This window comes from Rhodospirillaceae bacterium (assembly GCA_028819475.1).
In the GTDB taxonomy this organism is placed as follows: domain Bacteria; phylum Pseudomonadota; class Alphaproteobacteria; order Bin65; family Bin65; genus Bin65.
Window position 1 is genome coordinate 167,963 of the sequence record JAPPLJ010000067.1, and the last position, 20,868, is coordinate 188,830.

Consider the following 20,868-nt stretch of genomic DNA (forward strand, 5'->3'; position numbering starts at 1 on the left):
CTGCGCACTGGCAGGCCCATCTGCGGGGGCCGGCCGGTACGATGGCTTCGTACCTGACAGCGCCGGACAACTGACTATCGAGCCGCCATGAACGTCGTTGTCGTCGAATCCCCGGCCAAGGCGAAAACCATCAACAAATACCTCGGTGCGGACTGGCGGGTCCTCGCCAGCTATGGCCATGTCCGCGACCTTGCCGAGAAGGAGGGCTCGGTCGATCCGGACAACGGTTTCGCCATGACCTGGCGGGTCGACGCCCGTGCAAAAAAGCGGATCGACGAAATCGCAAACGCCGCCAGACAGGCCGGCAGCCTGTTCCTCGCAACCGACCCGGATCGCGAGGGCGAGGCGATTTCCTGGCATGTCCTGGAACTGCTCCGTCAGAAATACCGGATCGAGAATCTCGATATCCGGCGCGTCGTGTTTCACGAGATCACGCGGGATGCCGTCCGGCAGGCCATGGAGAAGCCGCGGAGCATCGACCGGGATCTGGTCGATGCGTACCTGGCGCGCCGGGCGCTCGACTATCTCGTCGGGTTCCATCTCTCGCCCGTGCTCTGGAGAAAACTGCCGGGCGCGCGCTCCGCAGGGCGCGTGCAGTCGGTCGCCCTGCGTCTGGTGTGCGAGCGCGAAGACGAAATCGAGCGCTTCCGGACTCAGGAATACTGGACGGTCGACGCCGATTTCCTGACGCCGCGGCGCGACCGCTTTACTGCCCGCCTCACCCATCTCGACGGCAAGAAGCTCGACCGGCTCGCCATCGCCAGCGAGGCCCAGGCCGGGGCTGCTGTCGCGGCGATCGAAGCGGCGGCTTTCGCCTGCGCCGGCGTCGAGCGCAAGCAGGTCCGGCGCCATCCGGCGCCGCCTTTTACGACCTCCACCCTGCAGCAGGAAGCCTCCCGGAAGCTGCGCATGAGCGCCGACAGCACCATGCGCACCGCACAACGTCTTTACGAAGGCGTGGATATCGGCGGCGAGACAGTCGGATTGATCAGCTATATGCGGACCGATTCGACGGCGCTGTCAGGCGAAGCGGTCGGCGGTTGCCGCCGCCTGATCGAGCATGACTACGGCAGTTCCTATGTGCCTGCGAGCCCGCGTCGCTACAGGACGAAGGCGAAGAACGCCCAGGAAGCCCATGAGGCGATCCGCCCGACCGACCTGTTCCGGCGGCCGGGCGATGTGGCACGCCACCTCACGGCCGAACAGGCAAAACTCTATGAGTTGATCTGGAAACGCACCGTTGCCTCCCAGATGGAGAGCGCGGTTCTCGACCAGGTAACGGCCGATATTGCGAGCGCGAACCGGATGATCCGGCTGCGTGCCGCGGGATCGACAATACGGTTCGACGGTTTTCTCAAGCTCTACCGGGAGGGCCGGGACGATCCGTCCGACCGGGAGCCCGAACCGGGCCGGAATACGGCGGATGACGACAACAGGATTTTGCCGGAAATCAACGACGGCGAAGCCGTGGACCGGACCGCCGTGCGCCCGGCGCAGCATTTCACCATGCCGCCGCCCCGCTACACCGAGGCGAGCCTGGTCAAGCGGCTGGAAGAACTCGGCATCGGACGGCCTTCGACCTATGCCTCGATCCTCAAGGTGCTGCAGGATCGCAATTATGTTCGGCTCGAAAAGCGCCGGTTCCATCCGGAAGATCGGGGCCGCGTGGTTACCAGCTTCCTGACCAATTTCTTCGGACGCTATGTCGAATACGGCTTCACAGCCGGCCTTGAAGAACAGCTCGATACCGTCTCGGACGGCAGGGCCGACTGGAAGAAACTGCTTCAGGAATTCTGGACCTCGTTCAATGCAGCAATTGCCGATGCCATGGAGCTTGACCGCGCCCGGGTCATCGATGCGCTCGACGAGGCGCTCGGTCCGCATTTCTTCCCGGACCGGGAAGACGGCGGCGCGCCGCGCGCCTGCCCGTCCTGCGACGACGGCCGGCTTGGTCTGAAGATCGGCCGCAATGGCGGTTTCATTGGCTGTTCGAACTACCCGGCCTGCCGCTACACGCGACCGCTCGCAGTGGTCGACGACAGCGTGCGCGATGCCGCGGCCGCAAGCAGCGACCGGCAACTGGGCGCAGACCCGGCGAGTGGCGCCGCAATCGAACTGAAGACCGGTCCCTACGGCCCGTATGTCCAGCGGGCCGGCTCCACGGCATCCGGCAAGCCCGAACGGACCTCGCTGCCCCGCGGGCTGGATCCGGACAGGGTCGATCTGGAGATCGCGCTGAAGCTGCTTTCGCTGCCCCGCACCATTGCAACCCATCCGGACAACGGCAAGCCGATCACCGGCGCCATCGGCCGGTACGGACCCTATGTCCAGAACGACGGCGTCTACGCGAATCTGGACTCCTGGGAAGAGTTGTTCGAGATCGGCGCAAACCGCGCCGTATCGCTGCTCGCGGAAGCCCGGCAGAAACGCAAGGGCGGCGAGCAGCGCCAGCTCGGCGAGCATCCGCAGAAAAAACAGCCGGTTACCGCCGGCGCCGGCCGCTATGGCCCCTACGTCAAGGTCGGCCGCACTTATGCCAGCCTGCCAAAGGGGGCAACCATCGAATCGGTCACGCTGGAAGAGGCCGTGGCCCTGCTGGCGCCGAAACTGGCGAAGACGAGTGCCCGTAAACCGGCGGCCGGAAAGAAACGGGCCGCAAAGAAGGCGCCAGCCGGAAAGGGATCGTCGGCGAGCGGGCCGAACGCCGGGGACGACGCGAACCTGCCGACAAAATAGGTCCGGCCCCCAGCGTCGATGCCCGCACAGGTCCGGCTTCCGGGAAGCGAAGAGGGAACAGCGTGACGGGCAAGCGATCCGCGAAGCCGAGGGGCCGCTCCCCTTTTCCGACCCGCGAGCAGGTCCTTGAGTATATTCGGGATAGCGGCGGTCCGGTCGGCAAGCGGGAAATCGCGCGGGCGTTCAATCTGGGCGGCGCCGACCGCATCCGGCTGCGCGATCTGCTCCGGAACATGAAGAAGGAAGGACTGCTGCCCAGGAACCGCCGCCATCGGCCGGCCGGCGCACTGCCCGAGGTTACGGTCATCGAGGTAACCTCGGTCACGGAGGACGGCGATGTTTTGGCGGCACCAATTCGCTGGGACGGCGACGGCGAGCCGCCACCGATCCGGCTGCTGCCCGAGCGGGGCCGCCCGCCCGGCGTCGGCGACCGGGTTCTGGCGCGTATCTCCGGGCCTGGCGGCGGCGTCTGGACCGCCCGAACCATGAAGCGGCTGGACCGTGCGCCGGGCCGGGTGCTGGGAATCTTCCGCGAAGATACGGGTGGCGGGCCGTACGGCGGAAAGCTCATTGCGACGGATCGCCGGTTCCGTCACGACGTTGCTATTCCGCGTGGCATGGAAAACGATGCCCGGGACGGGGATCTGGTCGAGGCCGAGATCGTTCCCGGCAAGCCGCTCGGCCCGCGGCTGGCCCGCGTGGCCGGAAAATTCGGATCGGCGTCCGGCCCGCAGTCGGTCAGCTTGATCTGTATTCACAGCCACAACCTTCCGCACGCGTTCCCGAATGCGGCGCTGGACGAAGCGGCCGCCCTCAAACCGGCATCCGGCAGCGGCCGTCAGGACCTGCGCGGCCTCCCGTTGGTCACCATCGACGGAGAGGACGCGCGGGACTTCGATGACGCTGTATGGGCCGAAAGGGACACTGCGAATGACAATCCCGGCGGCTGGAGACTGATCGTAGCGATCGCCGACGTTGCCTGGTATGTCCGGTCCGGTCGGCCGCTGGATCGGGAAGCACTGAATCGCGGCAACTCGGTCTACTTTCCCGACCGGGTTGTGCCGATGTTGCCCGAGCGCCTGTCCAACGACCTTTGTTCCCTGCGCCCGGATGAGGACCGGGCCTGCGTGGCTGCACATCTGGCGATCGACGCCGGCGGCAGGCTTATTGGTTATCGGTTCGAACGGGCCTTGATGCGCTCGGCCGCCCGTCTCACCTACGAGCAGGTGCAGCAGGCCCGTGACGGCTCCCCGGATGCGGAGACCGCACCGCTGCTGAAACCGGTCATTGAGCCGCTTTACGGCGCCTGGGCGGCGCTTGCCGCGGCGCGCGCTGCCCGTGAGACCCTGGAACTCCAGCTTCCGGAGCGGCAAATCCGGCTGGACGAGGCCGGCCGGGTGACCGACATCCGGCCGGCGCCGCGATACGACAGCCACCGCCTGATCGAGGATTTCATGATCGCCGCCAATGTCGCGGCGGCCGAGCATCTGACTCAACGCAACCGGCCATGCATGTACCGCATTCACGAGCCGCCGACCGCAGACGGTCTGGAAACCCTGAAGATGGCCCTCGACGATTTGGGTGTGTCCATGCCTGCGAGCGGCCTTCGGCCGGCCGACCTCAACCGTATCCTGGCGCAAACCGCCGGGCTGCCCCAGGGCCGGACGATCCACGAACTGATCCTGCGCGCCCAGAGCCAGGCCGCCTACAGCCCCCGGAATTGCGGTCATTTCGGACTCGCCCTGCCGCGCTATGCCCACTTTACCTCGCCGATCCGCCGCTACGCAGACCTGCTCGTGCATCGCGTCATCGTCGGAGGAATGGCTGACGGCATGCCCGATGGCCTGCCCGCCGGGGCGGATGGCGCAATGCATGACTGGGGCGAGCGGATTTCTTCGGCCGAACGCCGCGCCATGGCGGCCGAGCGCGACGCAATAGACCGATATACGGCCGCCTTCCTGCAGGACAGGATCGGCGCAGAATTCGATGCGGCCGTCTCCGGCATTACGCGAGCCGGCTTGTTCGTCACCTTGCTCGAGAACGGTGCAAGCGGGTTGATCCCCATGAGCCTGCTGCCCGACCGCTATTTCCGTTTCGACGGGCGGAAGCGCCGGTCCCGCAGTGCGCCGGGCGGTCTGAACGTCCGAATCGGCGAGAGGGTGCGGGTGCGGCTGCGCGATGCGGTACCGGTTACCGGGGGACTGCTGTTCGATCTTCTGGATGACGGGAAAGCGGCGAAACGAAGGGGAAGATAATACTGAAGAGCCGGATGAAAAAACTCGGTGATTTAATGACTAAATTTAACCAATTCTTTCAACCTTTTGAAATATAGAGAAAATGCGAACAAAAAGAATTTGACAAAACAGCGGTGCACGGCAATTCTTTTCTGCGGGCAGGCAGGAATGGCAATTCGGTGACCCCTGTGCCCGGGCGGGACGACGTGCGGAGAGCCGAATGGAGCGATGTGATCCGGCCGGCAAAGCCATCGGACGATCGATCGGACGATTCATGACCCGTTGGAGCCTGCGCTATGCAATCGCCTTTCTCCTGGTCGCGGCAACCGCCTGTGCGAGCCGTAGCGATCTGATTTCAGCGCCCCTTTCCGAAGCCGGACAAACGGTGATCGGAGCAGGCTACCGGTTCGTCGCAAAGCGTTACATACGCCATGTTCCGATTCGGGACGTGGCGTTGTCGGGCCTGAGCGGTCTGTCGAAGGTCGATCCCAAGGCGCGTGCAATTCCGACGGGCGGCAGGATCGCCATCCAATACGACGGTAAAAGCGTGGCCCATCTCGAACAGCCGGGAGCGGACGATTTCCGCGGCTGGGCAGAAGTCACCGTCCGCGCCTTCGAAGCCGCGGGAAAGGTGTCTGTGAAAGTCCGCAACGCCCAGCCGGAAGAAATCTATCGCGCTGTTTTCCGTGCAGCGCTTGTGTCGCTCGACCGCTACTCCCGCTATTCCACGCCTGCTGAAGCGCGCGAGAACAGGGCCCTGCGCGAAGGGTATGGCGGTATCGGTGTCACCATCCGGTCGGAAAACGGCCTCACCCGGATCATTACCGTGATGCCCGGCACCCCCGGTGACAAAGCGGGCCTCAAGGACAACGACATCATCGCGGCTATCGCCGGAGTACCGATTCGCGGAATGAGCCTGCAAAACGTCGTCCGGCGCCTGCGCGGGCCCCGGGGCAGCGAAGTCCGGCTGACGGTACGGCGCACCGCCCGCAAACAGCCCCTCCTGGTGAGCGTCACGCGTGCATTCATCGTACCGCAGACCGTGATCGCGCGCCGCGACGACAATACCGTGTATCTCCGGATCGTCCGGTTCGGCAACGACACCGCCCGCAGAACAGCCGGAAAGGTAGCGCGGATGCGCACGGCGATCGGCAGCCAGAAATTGAGCGGCGCCATCCTCGACCTGCGCGATAACCCGGGCGGGCTCCTCGAACAGGCGATCAGGGTTTCGGACCTGTTCCTGGACGACGGAGAGATCATGCAGTCCCGCGGGCGCCATCCGAACAGTCGCCGCAGCTATAGTGCCCGATACGGCGATGTGCTGCGCGGCAAGCCGATCGTTGTGCTGGTCAACGGCCGCACCGCATCTTCTTCCGAGATCCTCGCCGCCGCATTGCAGGACAATGGCCGGGCCGTCGTCGTCGGAAGCAATTCTTTCGGCAAGGGCACCGTGCAGAGCGTCGCCTCCCTGCCCAACGGCGGCGAGATTATTCTCACCTGGTCCCGGTTTCATGCTCCCACGGGCTATACGCTCCAGGCTCTCGGCGTGAGACCGAACATCTGTACCGGCAACGATCGGAGAGATGTCCATGCGTCGCGCCGGGCGATCGCCCGGCTCGTTGCCGGCGAGACCGCGTCGATCGAGGCCTTCCGCGCTTGGCGCCGGCACAGCGAACCGACGGCCGACGGCGTTCGTACGCTGCGCGCTGCCTGCCCTGCGCGCACCCTGAGCGGCCCGCCGGACGTGGAAGTGGAGATTGCACGAAGCCTGCTGGCGGATCGGCGCCTGTACCGGCTGGCCCTGACCGCATCGGCGCCGGAACCGGAAGATCGCGTTACGACCGGACAGGAGCGCGCTGAAGACCGCGCGACCGACGCGACAAACATGCGGTAGAAGCGATGCCGGCGTCCGGTTGACAGGCGAAACCGGCTCTCTATTTTCTGCGCCTTGACCTTATCCAGCGGACCCGGCGCCTATCCGGCTGACGGGCGGAGCATCCGGACCATGCCGAAACGCCCCAACACCCAGCAAATCCGGCTCGTCAGCACGGCGGACACCGGCTACTTTTACGTTACGTTCAAGAATCCCAAGAATACGACGGAGAAGTTGGAAAAGAAGAAATACGATCCCGTCGCGCGCAAGCATGTGCTGTTCAAGGAAGCGAGAATCAAATAGCGCCGGGGCGGACAGTTCCGTCCGACCGAAAATCGAAGGGAATACAAGCGCCGTCGCCTCCGACGGCGCTTTTGCCTTTCAGGCGCCGGGCGGTCGGGGCCGGGGCGGAAATTGTGATAGGCTGGGCGTTGCGCAACAGGTGACGCTCTACAGCCAATGACCGCCTTCTGCCGCGACTGCGATACCGTGCTCGACGAGGCCGCGCCGGAGAATTCCGGCGGCGCGGGAAAGGCCGGCCGTTGCCCGGCCTGCGGCGGCCGGCGCATCCTCCGTCACGACGAATTGTTCGCGCTCGCCATCGCCCATATCGATTGCGACGCCTTCTATGCCAGCGTCGAGAAACGGGACGATCCTGAACTGCGCGACAAACCGGTCATTGTGGGCGGCGGTCGTCGCGGCGTCGTTTCCGCCGCATGCTATATCGCGCGCATCCATGGCGTTCACTCGGCAATGCCGATGTTCAAGGCGCTGAAAGCCTGCCCCGACGCCGTGGTAATCCGGCCCGACATGGCGAAATACCAAACGGTCGGCCGGCAGATCCGCCGGATGATGGAAGACCTCACGCCCGCGGTCGAGCCGATCTCCATCGACGAGGCCTTTCTCGACCTGGCCGGCACGGCGCGTCTGCACGGCGCGCCGCCGGCGATCGTCCTGGCCGGGCTGGTCCGCCGCATCCGCCGCGAAGCCGGCGTCACGGCGTCGGTCGGGCTGAGCTACAACAAGTTTCTGGCCAAGGTCGCGTCCGACCTCGACAAACCGCACGGCTTTTTGGTGGTCGGCCGGGCGGAAGCCAGGGCCTTTCTCGCCCGGCAGCCGGTCGGGATCGTCTGGGGCGTCGGCAAGGCGATGCGAAAGAAACTGGCGCGCGACGGCATTCGCACCGTGGGCCAGCTGCAGGGTCTCGACGAACGGGAACTGCAGGCGCGCTACGGCAGCATCGGCAGCCGGCTTTACCGATTTTCGCGCGGCGAGGACAGCCGCCGGGTCCATCGCGGCGGCGCGGCGAAAAGTGTGTCGTCGGAAACCACCTTCGAAGAAGACCTGTCCGATGCGGCGGCGCTCGAAACCCGGCTCTGGCCGCTGTGCGAAGCGGTTTCCCGGCGCATGAAAGCGGCGGAACTGGCCGGCCGGACGCTGACCTTGAAGCTGAAGACCTCGGCCTTTCGAACGCGGACGCGCCAGCGCCGCTTGGGCGAGCCGACCCAATTGGCCGAGGACATGTACCGGGCCGCCCTTCCCATGCTGGCTGGCGAGTGCGACGGCACAGCATTCAGGCTGATCGGCATCGGACTGAGCGACCTGGCACCGCCGGACGGCGCGGGCGAGACGGACCTGCTCGACTCGGACACAAGCAGGCGCGCCGCCGTCGAGCATACGCTGGATGCCGTGCGCGACAAGCTCGGCCGCGACGCCATCGCCAAGGGCCGGAGCCTGCGGACGGCCCGCCGGAGTTCCAGCTGACCCCAGCGCCTCAGCAGTCCGGCCGGTCGAGCGGCTCGAGCGCCTTGAGGGTGCCGGTCATGGTGAATGCGCCATAGTCGAGCAGCATGTCGCGCGCGATCCCGGTGTCGGTCATATGCACGCGGAATGAATAGGTCGGACGTCCGTCTCCGGGTTCCGGCGCGAAATAGGTAACCCGCATCAGCCAGCCGGGACGCTGGAGAAGCCGCCGGCCCTCCGCCCTGCCGGGCGGCGGACTCTGCTTGAGGACCACGACGTTGATGCCGCTGTGCCGGCCGCGCTCTTCCGATCCGTCGAAAATCGTCGACCAGATCGTCCGGCGCCCGCGTTCGGCCTCGCGAACGACGTTCAGGTAGTGCCAGGTCGGAAAGACGGTGCCGGCCGGCAGCGGGATCCGCGCCGGTTCCGGTTCGCGCAGTTCGACCACCCCGGAACCGCCGACCCGGCTTAACCTTGCGATGCCCGACAGGCGGTCGGTGACCGTGCCGTCGGCTTTGGTCACGACGGTAAAGGTCAGACTCCGGCCGTCCCGCGCCTCGACGAGGACAGAATCGGTCTCGGTCTCGACCGCTTCGCGTTCGTTTCGGGTGAGGCGCAGCCGGAAGCGCTGCCGCATGCGCCAGTCCGTGCAGGTTTCGCGAATCTCGTAGTAGATCGCGCCGTCGGCGTGGGCGAGATTTGACGCGGCCCTGATCCGGTCCGTTGCGAGCGCGTAGATCGCCTTGTGCGGTGCCTGCCGCCGTGCAATCTGCTCCAGGCTCTCCGCAACAGCCGCTCCCGGAAGCAGCAGCAGCCAGGCGGCGCCGGCTCCGGCGATCGTCTTTCTGGTCGGCTGGCTCAACTGCATGGCGCATCCGATCCGGAATTCCGGGGCCCCGCGCAAGTCCTGCACCGCGGCCGGACTCCACCCACGCAGGATAATCCGGACGAAGTTACGGACAAGCCCGATATCGACGGGATTCGTGGCGCCTGGCTTATTCCGCCTTTGCCTTGGCCGGCAATTGCAGCCGGATGTGCAGTTCGCGCAGCCGTTCCTCCGGCACTTCGGCGGGCGCGCTCATCATCAGGTCTTCGGCCTGCTGGTTCATCGGGAAGGCGATGACCTCGCGGATGTTAGGTTCGTCGGCGAGCAGCATGACGATCCGGTCGATTCCAGGCGCCGAGCCGCCATGAGGCGGCGCGCCGAATTTCAGGGCATTCAACATGCCGGAGAAATGTTCTTCCAGATCGGCTGCCGAATAGCCGGCAATCTCGAACGCCTTGACCATGATTTCCGGCCGGTGGTTCCGGATCGCGCCGGAGGACAGTTCCACCCCGTTGCAGACGATGTCGTACTGGAAAGCCTTGATCGCCAGCGGATCGTCCTGCGCCAGCGCCTCCAGCCCGCCCTGGGGCATCGAAAAGGGGTTGTGGCTGAAGTCAAGCCGGCCGGTCGCCTCGTCGATCTCGTACATCGGGAAATCGACGATCCAGCAGAAATCGAACCGGTCCTGTGCAATCAAGCCGCGCTCCTCGCCGACCTTCGTGCGCACGGTGCCGGCGAACTCGGCCGCCGCCTTGGGCTTGTCGCAGACGAAGAAGACCGCGTCGCCGTCCGCCGCGCCGGCGGCTTCCGCGATCTGCGCGACGCGCTCCGGCCCGAGATTGTTGGCGATCGGCCCGGCGCCCGCGCCCTCGCGCCAGAAGATATAGCCGAGGCCGGGTTTGCCCTGGTCCTGGGCCCAGCCGTTCATGCGGTCGCAGAAGGCGCGGCTGCCGGCGCCCGGGCCGGGCACGGCGCGGACGACTGCGCCCTGCTCGATCAGCCTTGCGAAAATCTTGAAGCCGGAGCCGCGGAAGGCCTCGGTGACGTCGACGATTTCGAGCGGGTTGCGCAGGTCCGGCTTGTCGGTGCCGTATTTCAGCATCGCCTCGTCGAACGGGATGCGCGGGAAGGGCGGTGCGGTCACCGTCCGGCCGCCGCCGAATTCCCCGAACACGCCGTGCAGGACCGGCTCCAGCGCGGCGAACACATCCTCCTGGGTGACGAAGCTCATCTCGAAATCGAGCTGGTAGAACTCGCCGGGCGAGCGGTCGGCCCGGGCGTCCTCGTCGCGGAAGCAGGGCGCGATCTGGAAATATTTGTCGAAGCCCGCGATCATCAGCAGCTGCTTGAACATCTGCGGCGCCTGGGGCAGCGCATAGAAGCGGCCGGGATGGATACGCGACGGCACCAAGTAGTCGCGCGCGCCCTCCGGCGAGCCGGCGGTCAGAATCGGCGTCTGGAACTCGCGGAAGCCCTGGTCGATCATGCGCCGGCGGATCGAGGCGATGACGTCCGAGCGCAAGGCAATGTTGCGCTGCATCTTCTCGCGCCGCAGGTCGAGATAGCGGTGGCGCAGGCGGACCTCCTCGCCATAGTCGGTGTCGCTGTTGACCTGGAGCGGCAGCGGCGCGGCGGCGGATTCGACACGGGCCTCGGCCACCTTCACCTCGACATGGCCGGTCGGCAGGTTCGGGTTGACCGTATCCTCGGAGCGCTCGACAACCGGGCCGGTCACGGTCAGCACGCTTTCCAGCTTGACCTCGTCCATAACGGCGAAGGCCGGATCGCCGGTCTCGGCGACGCATTGCGTCACGCCGTAATGGTCGCGCAGGTCGAGGAACAGCAGGTTGCCGTGGTCGCGCTTGCGGTGGACCCAGCCGGACAGGCGGACCGTCTCGCCCGTGTGATCGGCGCGCAGCGCGCCGCAGCTATGCGTGCGGAAAGGATGCATCGGAAGCGCCCGGCCTGCTCGACTCTGTCTGGAAAATCCGGCGGACCCGGCGGCAGGGCCCGCAGCGGACAAGTAGCGACCGGCAGGGGCCTGTCAAGCGGCGGGATGCCCGCGCTATGGTAGGCACAGCCGAGCGGTCGGGCGACGAAGATGAGGAAAGCCCATGGCGGACAGGAACGCGCTGATCGCCGATCTGGTGACGGCCAACCGGATCCTCGCGCATGAGGGGGTGGTCGACGGCTTCGGCCATGTCAGCCTGCGCGATCCGGAGGACGCCGGCCGCTACCTGATCTCGGTCTCGCGCAGCCCGGAACTGGTGGACGAAGGCGATATCGTCGCCCTTGGCCTGGACGGGGAGCCGGCCGGGCCTTCGGCGGGCGACACGCGGGCGCTCTATCTGGAGCGGCCGATCCACGGCGCGATCTATGCCGCGCGCCCGGACGTCGGCTGCATCGTCCACAACCACAGCCTCTCGGTGATCCCGTTCGGCGTCACCGGCGCGCCGTTGAAGCCGGTCTTCCACATGGCGTCCGGCATCGGCGACACGGTCCCGGTCTGGGACATCGCCGAGCGCTTCGGCGACACCAACATGCTGGTCACCACCATGGAACAGGGCGAAGACCTGGCGCGGACTCTTGCCGGAAACAGCATCGCCCTGATGCGCGGCCACGGCTGCGTCGTCACCGGCGCCGGCCTGCGCGACACGGTGATGAAGGCGATCTACCTGGAAACCAATGCCGCGCTCCTGCTCGCCGCACGCCCGCTCGGCGATATCCGCTTCCTGTCCCCCGGCGAGATGGCGCTGTCCTGGGCGACCAACACCGGCGCCAACCCGCTCAAACGCGCCTGGGACTACTGGGCCGCCCGCGCCGGCCGGGCAGCGGGCGGGCGGTAGCGCGCTCCACACTCTACCGTCATTTCGACCGAAGCGGCGTAAGCCGCCCCTCCTCGTCATTTCGACCGAGCGCAGCGAGCGGAGAAATCTTTCCCGCACGGCACTTTGGTCCCTTGCGAAGTGCCGGAAAGATATCTCCACTGGAGCAATATTCGACAGAGCGGCGGCAAGTTTCAATTTATTTTGTTATTTCAATACAGTAGCTAACGTAAATTCCACCTGTCTCCGGTGCCACTTTCTTCAGGTACCGATTAGGTACCGTTTCAGATCCAATTCCTGCGCATCCCGGTGCCGGTTCCGCCGTCAGGCATGCGTTCGGGTCCGTAACCGTCCGGGTCTTGGGGGATGGGGAGATGGTTAGCCGCTTGCCGGGTTGCTCACCCGAACCGACCGTCCTGAAGAGATTCTAGCGGTTGAGCGTTCGTTGCCAATCTCTTCTGAGGGGCCGCAGCCAGACGTCCTTGCGGGTAACCGTTCGTAAGCGTTCGTGTCTCGGGGGACGAAGTACACCAAACGCTACTCGGTCCAGTTCGAACTTCCGGCCGAAGTGCGACTGAAGCCCTACGACCATGACCCGGCGAGCTAGCGGCCTCGACCTCTAGGTTTCGCCACAAGAACACTGGTGCGTGGTCTAGTAGCAAGTGTTGGTATGGCCTATTCGCCCAAGGCACGGGCGCTATTGCAGCCAGAAACGGTGGAGAAACCGATCGTTGTGTCTCTCGAGCTTGTCGCGGCCATGCAACCAGCGACCATTGTCTAAGACCAACAAGTCGCCAGGCAGGAGCCGAATGCGTCGGTGACCGAACCCCATGGCAAGCAAACTCTTGAAGAACCCCAAGGCCCGACTGCCTGCACTTGTCGTACGCACCAGCGGATACCAGGGCGCGAAATAGAGCCGCTCCCCGTTCCAGACCGGGGCTGCCTCAAGAACTTGTCGCGGCAACTGCGGCGGCACATGCTGCTCGGCCTCCTTGAGGGCTTCGGCCCGGTCGCCCATCAATGAGAGCACAGCCTGTCCATCCGCCAGGACGCTCGCGCCGTCGCGCTTCGCCTGGGCCTCGCACCACCACGCGACCCAACGGGCCTCGGGATGGTCCGTATGCAACGGTACCGCATCGTGCCCGCACAGGTACGTTGTGGCTCCGTCGAGCTGCCGTACCTGTGTCTGCTCCACAATTTGCGCTATCCCGGACAATACTTCGCAAACCGCCTCTCTCTTCACCGAACACGTGACCAGGCCGTTGCGGTTCAATCCGGCACGGATAGCGTCTATGGGGTCGGTCACCGGGAATTCACTGCGGAGACATCCGCCGACACGCTCTTGCACGCGTGCCAGCATCGGTTTTGGCAGTCATGCCAGCACCTTGTTCCACTCCTCGTGTCGGCCACATAGGGCTCTCCGAAAACCTCTTGCCAGCGCTCGGCGGTCCTGGAAAAGACCTGGCTCAGAATCACCGCCTCTTCCGGCGTTTTGCCGAAACCGCCATCATGGTCCAGGATGCGCCCGCAGTGCCTTATGCAATCATTGTAGTAGGCGACTGGCGCCTGCATATGCAGATGCCAGATCATGTCAATCTCTCGCGTCGGAGCGACACCGGGGTCCAGGCTGGCCAGATGGAAGAACTTCCGGTAACGCTGGATCGCTTGGTCGAGCCGTTCGGGAACCCACTCGGACACTTCGGACTCCGACCGGCGGGCCGCCTCTCGCAAGTCCACCGAGAAGACAGGAAGCTCAGCCAGTTTGTCGCTCTCGGTGGCCATGTCGTCCTGCACTAATTCCTGCCTCGTCATGGGCGATACCTCTCCATAAGGACTGCGTCGAAACATTGGCAGTGTGTTTCAACGCAGCTCGCAAACGCAAGCCGGAGCCCGCTTGCGAAGTACGCGCCCAATCGACGCCCAGTGCCGATTCTCACCAACGTAGCCGACGCAGATATTCCCCGTTCATCCGACACCCAACTTTGAGATCCGCTTCGGCCCTGGGTGCTGAGTGGATAATCTCGGCCGAACCCCGTCCGCAGAGCGCTGCACGCTTACAACCTTTCGGTATCCGGGGGATGGAATGCGCGCGGTCACTGCTGGAAGTTGCAATCCCAGAGGATGATGCCACCTTCCGGCCGTTTCGCCGACCTGTCACAGCGCTCATGCCCTGAGCGCCGAACGGATACTCTCGAGCCGAAATCGGCGGAAAGCGTTCCGGCAAGCTCCGCAAGGACTGTAGCCGCACATCGCAATCGTGATCGAAGATGTCCGGCATCGCGGATAGTGTTGGGAGTATTGCCATGAGTGCGGCCGAGAGGTTACTGGCGGCGCCGAGGCTTCGAAGGCAAGAGAATTTTACGGGAGTCGCAGGCGCTTGACCGTCTGCAGCGAGGTAGCAGAACCATGACGGTCCGCTGGGCAAATTCTGGCGACACTGGACGCGATGTGCTCGACCGGGTGCAGCGAGGCCTCACGGTCGACATGATCATGACGCCGCGGGCCGAACTGCAGACCTGTCGGCGCGACGAGACAGCCAGCGATGTCGCGGACCGGAACACGAAGAATTTCAGCTTTCTGCCCATAGTGGATGGGGAGGAACGCATCCTGGGTCTCTATGAGGCGGCGCGATGGTTCTGCGAGAGAGCCCCTCAGGAGGCGATCGACGATAATTTCGTACCCTTCTCGGAAGGCATCGTGATCGGGGCGGACGCAAGCATTGTCGACTTCGTGAAGAGGGCCGACGAGCAACCCACCAGGCTTGTCGTCTCGGGCGATCGGGTGGCCGGTCTGGTTAGCCTTTCGGACCTGCAACAGTTGCCGGTTCGCGCTGCCTTGTTCACCTTGGTCACCCGTCTGGAAATGACGATGGCTGCACGGATCGAGAAAGAATGGAACGCCGACAGCGGCACGGGCTGGCTTGCGGTGCTCAGCATAGACCGGCGGGCGGCCATTCAGGAAGCGATTGACAGGGCCAAGATGGAAGACGGTTTTGTCAGTGAAATCGCGTTAAGCCAACTTGCGGACAAGGCCACGATCATACGCAAGAGACGGCTGATTCCCGGAAGCGCGACGGGGCTGAAACGCGATTTCAACTCAATCGTCAGGTTACGCAATGACATCGCCCATGCCAACTACTATGCCGAAACCCCAAAGATGGCTGGCAAAGTGTGTTCAGCGGTTCGGACAATTCTTCGAATTGAAGAGGAATTGTCCGCAGCAATCTCAATCAGGTAACTAACACTCAAGGGTCCAGATTAGGCCATGGCATCCCGTGGCTCCATTGACCGAGAGGCGCTTCAACGCTTTTCGGGGTACAGGTTAAGTTTCTGATCTTAATCTATCGATTCCCCGACTTAGCGGCCTCTTGGGCTCGTTTCTTTATTTCATCGTTGTCGAACAAGCACTCGGCCAAACCTTCGGCACCGGAAAACGAGCAGCCCTGCACGTTCAAAGCATCACGGAAATCGGCATTCGTAAAGCATACATCCTGAAAAGATACACCGCTCAAATCTACTCCATCGAATGGTGGCCAATAGGTTTGGTGAAACGCGCTGTTCCCATCTTCGATTTCTACCCACTCTCCCATTTCATCCGGTGGCCGTTGCGTCCACTCAAGGTGAGCACCGCGAAATACGGCGCTTTGCATACGGGCGTCGCGGAAATTGCAATCCTTGAACGTAGCGAATCGTAATCGCAGGCCGAGCCTAGAAAAGGGATTGAATTTGGAAAACACAACGTTCCGGCAATCCAGGTCGGAGAAGTCGACTCTTTCCAAGGCAACATTGTCCTTGCGACTCAAAGTACCCCAGCTGCCGTCATAGAACGTCGAGCCCTCGATGCTTTCGATTTCATGCCAACCGAACGAAAAATCGCTCAGTTCGATACCGGAGAAATCAATCTTCGTGCAGCCCAGGCGGTTGAGTCGCCTGAGCGCTCCAGCAATCCTGTAGCGCGCCTCGTCGGCGTCCCATTTCTTGAAGTCGTCAATCAATTCTTTATGTCTGGCTATTTCCAAGGCGCGCTCGCGGCGGCGGTTTGTCCAATATACCAATAGGGCGAGGACAAACCCGAAGACGACAATGTCCATCGCTGCGCCAGTGGCTTCGATGTATATGCCTCGGAGAATCTCGCCGGGCTGCCCTTCGTACCAGGGGGAGAGTGCCCAGAGTATCAAGATGACGAGCACGGCCAGGACGGCTGCAATGAGAATTGGCACAAGCCGGTCGTCGGAGAGGATGTTGTGGACAGCGGCGCGCCAGCGATTTCTCATCTGTTTTCCCTTTCGCAAGAATTCCAGAACAGGAGGGTCCTCCCGCCTGCGAAGCCAGTAAGTCAAGGCCGTGTTGGCCTAGGAATGTACAGCTTGTCCAGATTGCGGAAAGCGGTGTACTGGGACTTGATACTCCATCGGGGCGTGGCATTCTCGCGTCGGCCAGCGACTATGCCTGAGATACGTCTTCGCCAAGTGTGGCGCCGCAGTTCCTACGATGGAAAGCGTGTCGGGTCTCGATCATATCGGGATTGCCGGAATGCGGGCGTGGTGTTTCGACAATGCGAGACATTCAGGCCCTCGGTCTGCCTGCTTGAACCCGCGGACAGTCAGCGGGGATTTTGCCGTTCACTCTGGAATCCAAGGTATCGTCGGCCTAGCGTTCTGTCCCAGGCGTGCCCATTGCTGTGCGCGGGCGAGCCCGCGGGAATCATCGGAATTCGGAGGGCTGTCGCCACGAGGCGGAGGAAGACGGGGACGCGGGTGCGCGGACACCCAGCAGCGCCGGCCAGTAGAATTGACCTTACATGACGTCCGGTACCAGCATATGATATTAGGATTCCTCGGGCATTAGATCCGAGGCAAGAAGCGATATTCTTCCACGTGTCACATATCGCTGGGAGTGACTATGAAGATTCAGACTTTATTGAATTCATCAAGAATGATGATGTTCGAGAATGAGCTCGAAGGCTTCGATTACTCAGCCCACGGTACCGCCTTTCTCTGTTTTTACCATCAACAATTGTATGCCGTTACTGCAGGACATGTAATCGGGAGTTATGATGCCGAAGCACTTCGCGTAATGATTCACCCAGAAGTGCGAGAGTTTCTGCCACACAATGCTCAGGTGACCTTGGTTTCTGCCGAACAAGACGACCCGGATTACGCAGATCTAGCAATTTTGCCTATCGAGCTAACGATGTTCGACCAACGTTGTTTCAGGGACAGTCCGCCGTTTGATTTATCCGAGCAGTTGGTCAATTCTACACCGCCTCCGACCGGTAAATTAGTTTTTCGAGGATTTCCTTCAGACAAATCAGGTATAAATTTTGACACGGCTAAGATCAAGGTGCAGCCCGTGATACTTGAAGGTGATCGAGTGGGAAGGGCTCCGATGGCTCATTGCCATGTGATGAGGCTGCGCGATGTTTCGCATTGTTCCACACTAGACGGATTTAGTGGAAGTCCTGTTTTCTGGATAAGTAACCAAGACCCGACAAGGAAGGAATACCGTTTCGCAGGCGTCTTGATCAAAGGAACATATGTGTCGAAGACAGCATACTACGTTGAAGCAGAAGTGCTTATGAGAGCACTCAACAAAATTTCATCAACATCAAGAACAGATTGAATGAGGACAAGTTTTCAATGGCCAGGTTTGTCGGTCTTGGTCGTATGGTACTCGATTGCGCGTTGGTCTCCCCTGTGATTGGGTGAAACCCACCGACCTAAGAAAGCCGGCAAGGCACTCGGCCCGGCCTTGCATCGATATTGCCCTGCCATCCCAGGATATGGCTAGGCCGAGCATTCATCGACGGCCACGCGCCTGAAGCTGTCTCTGGTCATTCAGTCTTTCATGAAATTCCCATGCCGAGGTGGAAGATGCCGATGCCCGCGGCTCGGACGCTGTAAGTATCCATGGCGCCTACGGCATCTTCCACAACCGGGACATCGGCACTGCATGAAAACGGTCGCCGAAGGGAATGCTGGTCTCGCCGTCAAAGAGCACGACACCGCGGACGAAGCGGTCGCCGGCCGCCTTTTGGAGTTTGCGCAATCCGCGAAAGTCTTTCGAACTCACCGACGCGGCCGCCTTGATTTCGACGCCGGCGACGGCGCCGGACGCCTGCTCCATCACGATATCCGTTTCGGCGCCGTCCTTGTCCCGAAAATGGAAGAACCCGGTCGGTGTGTCCTGCCAACTCGCTTGTCTTCGCAATTCCTGAAATGCAAACGTTTCCAGCAATTGGCCCAGGAGGGTTCGATCTGCCGCCACAGCCTTGGCGTCAGCACCGAGCAAGGCTGCGGCGAGGCCGGTATCGGTGAGATGCAACTTCGGGCTCTTGACCAGCCGCTTCAGTCGGTTGCCGTGCCAGGCAGGGAGGCGTTCCAGCAGGAAAAGTCTCTCGAGAAGCGTAACGTAGTCCCCGATTGAAGGCCGACTGAGTTCGAAGGGCGAGGCCAGACTGCTGAGGTTGAAGAGTTGGGCCGTCTGCGCGGCTGCGGCGCGCAGGAGCCGTGGCAATACTTCGAGCGAGCGGACCCGCGTTATGTCCCGCGCGTCGCGCTGCACGAGCGCCTCCACATAGTCGCGATACCAGTTGGCCGAGCGCCTCGTTGTCGGGCGCTCCAAGGCCGCAGGATAGCCGCCGGCAACGATCTTCTCGACAAGCTGCCCACCCAGACGCTCGCATTGGAATATCGGGAAACCGTCTCCGAACAGGGCGTTCAGGAAGTCCGCATCGGGACGGGACGGGTTTGAATGACCCGTAAGCTCAAACTGTGTCAAAGGATGCAAGGGCACGATCTGTATGCGTCCCGCCAGCGAATCCGACAATCGGGGAACGAGAAAGACATTGGTGGAGCCCGTAAGCAGGAAACGACCCGGAGCTCGATGGCGGTCCACGGTTATCTTGATCGCTTCAAACAGCTCAGGAACACGCTGGATTTCGTCGAGGATGACGCGCTCCGGCAGGTCGGCAACGAAACCCGTCGGGTCCGCCAGGGCGCCGTCTCTCGTGACGGGATCGTCGAAGCTGAAATAGCTGTAGTCCCGGTCTTCCCGGGAGTATCCCCATGCGAGCCGGTTGCCAAGCCAAGTCAGGTGGTCGCCACGCCACGTCAGGTAGTTCGGCGCACAGGTGAATTGAGCAAGCGTGGTCTTGCCGCACTGACGCGGGCCATGTATCAGCACGACCGGAGAATCCTCTAGCGCTTCGACAAGCTGGCGCTCGACGGATCGGGGATAGAAGACCGGACTCGACATCGGCCAATTGTAAGTTCGGAGTCCGGCTGATTGCAAGATAATGCGTCGGCCAATGGAATCCTTTTCCATCGTTTGTTCCGGTAAGCGGCCCATGAACGTGCGGCTCCCTGAGCCGCCGGGCGCAGCGTTCGGCGCTTGATGGCATAGCCAGTCAGGCCGCCGTCAACCGCTCTGACGCCCCCATTGCCGTGCTCGGCGATTGCTCATCACGGCATCTGTCATCGCTCTCAGCTTGTCTCCCGGCCGCAAAGCCGGGGCGGTCGCCGTCCGCGGTCTCGCGGCTGATCGCAACGGCCTGACGGAAAACCCGATCCTTCCAGCGTCTCGATGGGTTGTCGATTTCTTGGGTTCCGCGCGCGCCTGAGAGACGAACGCGGCCCGGGTCATCAAATCGGACGCGGGATATTTCAATACAGGGGCGCCGGCGGGCGACACAGGGCGCCGGTCCGGGGCAGCGGTCCGGCGGGATCGTTCAGCATGACGGCGCCGGGATCCCCGTCACGGACGATCGCGGCCTCTCGCATACCATAACATTTTTGCTATCGATTCCTGCAAATTAATGCGTTTCACGCGGGCTCCGCGTTTCTCTACCAACGTCCGGTCAGGCTGCCGCGGTCGGAGGCTCGACCGGGACAGCCGGTGCTTGCGCGGTCGGGAGCGGATCGATGGATGCGGCCCTTGCCGTCGGGTATCGGCGTCGAGGGCGCCGTGCCCGAAGACGGCTCCTGTCGGATGACGCAGCCGGGCGCCGTTCCGGCGGCCTCGCGCGGGTTGCGCCCGATAGCTCTCATTATCGCGCGCATTCCTGTCAAGTCCCAATGATTTGCCTAGCCGTCGTCCGCGCCCGTCCGCCGCCGGCAAATCCCTGTTACTGCTCGCTTTCTCTGTAGACCGTAATGCCCGCGCCGGTCCCGCCGCCGGCGCCACCCGATCCTTGTTGACGCTGGGTTCGCACGGCACGATGTCGGCGGCGCCCGGACTGGAATCTTTACCGGGGCCTTTACCGGATCCTTTACCGGGGCCCGGCCCGGGACCGGGGCCTCGGCCGGCGTCCCGGCGCGGCGGCTGACGATGCGCGAGCTGCTGCCGGGCAGCGCGTTCCACTTCACGACCGGCGAAGTGCCGGGCCTGGGCGGCGCGATGACGAGCTGGGGCAAGGTGCTGTCGGACACGTCGGGCGGCTCGGGCGGTTCGGGCAGCCTGTCGTTCGCGGGCGAGACCGCGACCGGCGTGCTGGGCGTGGACTGGGAGGGCGACTGGCTGCTGGCCGGCGTGGCGCTGTCGCGCACCGTCGAGAGCGGCGGCGCCGCCTTCGCGCCGTCGGCTACGGCGTCGCCCTGTTCGGCGACCGCTTCACCGGCACGCCCAACCTCGG

General features: G+C 63.4%; 15 protein-coding genes. 9 read left to right on the plus strand and 6 right to left on the minus strand.

The genetic code is table 11. The features are described from left to right. Window positions 1–87: 87 nt before the first annotated feature. From topA to OXM58_20850, 5 genes are all read left to right on the plus strand, one after another. The gene (gene topA, locus OXM58_20830; GenBank protein ID MDE0150810.1) at window positions 88–2,736 is read left to right on the plus strand and encodes a type I DNA topoisomerase; all 2,649 of its coding nucleotides are present in this window, start codon (window positions 88–90) and stop codon (window positions 2,734–2,736) included. A 62-nt stretch (window positions 2,737–2,798) separates the two neighbouring features. After that, window positions 2,799–4,991: a ribonuclease R gene (gene rnr / locus OXM58_20835; protein ID MDE0150811.1), complete on the plus strand. Its 2,193-nt coding sequence runs from the start codon at window positions 2,799–2,801 to the stop codon at window positions 4,989–4,991. 253 nt (window positions 4,992–5,244) lie between these two features. Further along, window positions 5,245–6,864 carry a S41 family peptidase gene (locus OXM58_20840; GenBank protein ID MDE0150812.1) on the plus strand — a complete coding sequence of 540 codons (1,620 nt, stop codon included), beginning with the start codon at window positions 5,245–5,247 and terminating at the stop codon, window positions 6,862–6,864. A 111-nt stretch (window positions 6,865–6,975) separates the two neighbouring features. After that, the gene (gene rpmG, locus OXM58_20845; protein MDE0150813.1) at window positions 6,976–7,146 is read left to right on the plus strand and encodes a 50S ribosomal protein L33; all 171 of its coding nucleotides are present in this window, start codon (window positions 6,976–6,978) and stop codon (window positions 7,144–7,146) included. A gap of 156 nt (window positions 7,147–7,302) precedes the next feature. After that, on the plus strand, window positions 7,303–8,607 hold the full coding sequence (locus OXM58_20850) for a DNA polymerase IV (protein ID MDE0150814.1): 1,305 nt from the start codon (window positions 7,303–7,305) through the stop codon (window positions 8,605–8,607). A 10-nt stretch (window positions 8,608–8,617) separates the two neighbouring features. Here the strand turns inward: OXM58_20850 and OXM58_20855 are convergent, their stop codons facing one another. Next, on the minus strand, window positions 8,618–9,448 hold the full coding sequence (locus OXM58_20855; protein MDE0150815.1) for a DUF1849 family protein: 831 nt from the start codon (window positions 9,446–9,448) through the stop codon (window positions 8,618–8,620). A gap of 133 nt (window positions 9,449–9,581) precedes the next feature. Next, window positions 9,582–11,363 (minus strand): aspartate--tRNA ligase, encoded by a 1,782-nt coding sequence (aspS, locus tag OXM58_20860; protein ID MDE0150816.1) that lies wholly within the window; start codon window positions 11,361–11,363, stop codon window positions 9,582–9,584. A gap of 163 nt (window positions 11,364–11,526) precedes the next feature. Between aspS and OXM58_20865 the strand changes: the two genes are divergently transcribed. Beyond that, window positions 11,527–12,258 carry a class II aldolase/adducin family protein gene (locus tag OXM58_20865; GenBank protein ID MDE0150817.1) on the plus strand — a complete coding sequence of 244 codons (732 nt, stop codon included), beginning with the start codon at window positions 11,527–11,529 and terminating at the stop codon, window positions 12,256–12,258. 676 nt (window positions 12,259–12,934) lie between these two features. On the opposite strand, the gene OXM58_20870 is transcribed toward OXM58_20865, so the two are convergent. Further along, the gene (locus OXM58_20870; protein MDE0150818.1) at window positions 12,935–13,543 is read right to left on the minus strand and encodes a hypothetical protein; all 609 of its coding nucleotides are present in this window, start codon (window positions 13,541–13,543) and stop codon (window positions 12,935–12,937) included. Then, a complete protein-coding gene (locus OXM58_20875; GenBank protein ID MDE0150819.1) occupies window positions 13,540–14,049 on the minus strand; it encodes a glycine-rich domain-containing protein-like in 510 nt (169 codons plus the stop codon). Before OXM58_20875 ends, OXM58_20870 begins: the two co-directional genes overlap by 4 nt. Before the next feature lie 594 nt (window positions 14,050–14,643). Here OXM58_20875 and OXM58_20880 point away from each other — a divergent pair. Beyond that, window positions 14,644–15,474: a CBS domain-containing protein gene (locus OXM58_20880; GenBank protein MDE0150820.1), complete on the plus strand. Its 831-nt coding sequence runs from the start codon at window positions 14,644–14,646 to the stop codon at window positions 15,472–15,474. A gap of 103 nt (window positions 15,475–15,577) precedes the next feature. Here the strand turns inward: OXM58_20880 and OXM58_20885 are convergent, their stop codons facing one another. Next, window positions 15,578–16,510: a pentapeptide repeat-containing protein gene (locus OXM58_20885; protein ID MDE0150821.1), complete on the minus strand. Its 933-nt coding sequence runs from the start codon at window positions 16,508–16,510 to the stop codon at window positions 15,578–15,580. A 628-nt stretch (window positions 16,511–17,138) separates the two neighbouring features. Between OXM58_20885 and OXM58_20890 the strand changes: the two genes are divergently transcribed. Continuing rightward, entirely contained in the window at window positions 17,139–17,858 is a 720-nt protein-coding gene (locus OXM58_20890) for a serine protease (protein MDE0150822.1), read from the plus strand. A gap of 294 nt (window positions 17,859–18,152) precedes the next feature. Here OXM58_20890 and OXM58_20895 read toward each other — a convergent pair whose 3' ends face one another. Continuing rightward, window positions 18,153–19,562 (minus strand): ATP-binding protein, encoded by a 1,410-nt coding sequence (locus tag OXM58_20895; GenBank protein MDE0150823.1) that lies wholly within the window; start codon window positions 19,560–19,562, stop codon window positions 18,153–18,155. Window positions 19,563–20,564: 1,002 nt separating this feature from the next. On the opposite strand from OXM58_20895, the gene OXM58_20900 reads away from it, so the two are divergent. After that, a partial coding sequence (locus tag OXM58_20900) for a hypothetical protein (protein MDE0150824.1) occupies window positions 20,565–20,868 on the plus strand: 304 nt, incomplete at its 3' end.

What these genes read in the sequence shown, in the direction of transcription:
- OXM58_20880 (MDE0150820.1), top strand. Translation starts at nt 14,644, where the DNA reads ATGACGGTCCGCTGGGCAAATTCTGGCGACACTGGACGCGATGTGCTC.
- OXM58_20850 (MDE0150814.1), top strand. Translation starts at nt 7,303, where the DNA reads ATGACCGCCTTCTGCCGCGACTGCGATACCGTGCTCGACGAGGCCGCG.
- OXM58_20840 (MDE0150812.1), top strand. Translation starts at nt 5,245, where the DNA reads ATGACCCGTTGGAGCCTGCGCTATGCAATCGCCTTTCTCCTGGTCGCG.
- rpmG (MDE0150813.1), top strand. Translation starts at nt 6,976, where the DNA reads ATGCCGAAACGCCCCAACACCCAGCAAATCCGGCTCGTCAGCACGGCG.
- topA (MDE0150810.1), top strand. Translation starts at nt 88, where the DNA reads ATGAACGTCGTTGTCGTCGAATCCCCGGCCAAGGCGAAAACCATCAAC.
- OXM58_20890 (MDE0150822.1), top strand. Translation starts at nt 17,139, where the DNA reads ATGAAGATTCAGACTTTATTGAATTCATCAAGAATGATGATGTTCGAG.
- OXM58_20895 (MDE0150823.1), bottom strand. Translation starts at nt 19,562, where the DNA reads ATGGAAAAGGATTCCATTGGCCGACGCATTATCTTGCAATCAGCCGGA.
- OXM58_20875 (MDE0150819.1), bottom strand. Translation starts at nt 14,049, where the DNA reads ATGACGAGGCAGGAATTAGTGCAGGACGACATGGCCACCGAGAGCGAC.
- OXM58_20885 (MDE0150821.1), bottom strand. Translation starts at nt 16,510, where the DNA reads ATGAGAAATCGCTGGCGCGCCGCTGTCCACAACATCCTCTCCGACGAC.
- OXM58_20865 (MDE0150817.1), top strand. Translation starts at nt 11,527, where the DNA reads ATGGCGGACAGGAACGCGCTGATCGCCGATCTGGTGACGGCCAACCGG.
- aspS (MDE0150816.1), bottom strand. Translation starts at nt 11,363, where the DNA reads ATGCATCCTTTCCGCACGCATAGCTGCGGCGCGCTGCGCGCCGATCAC.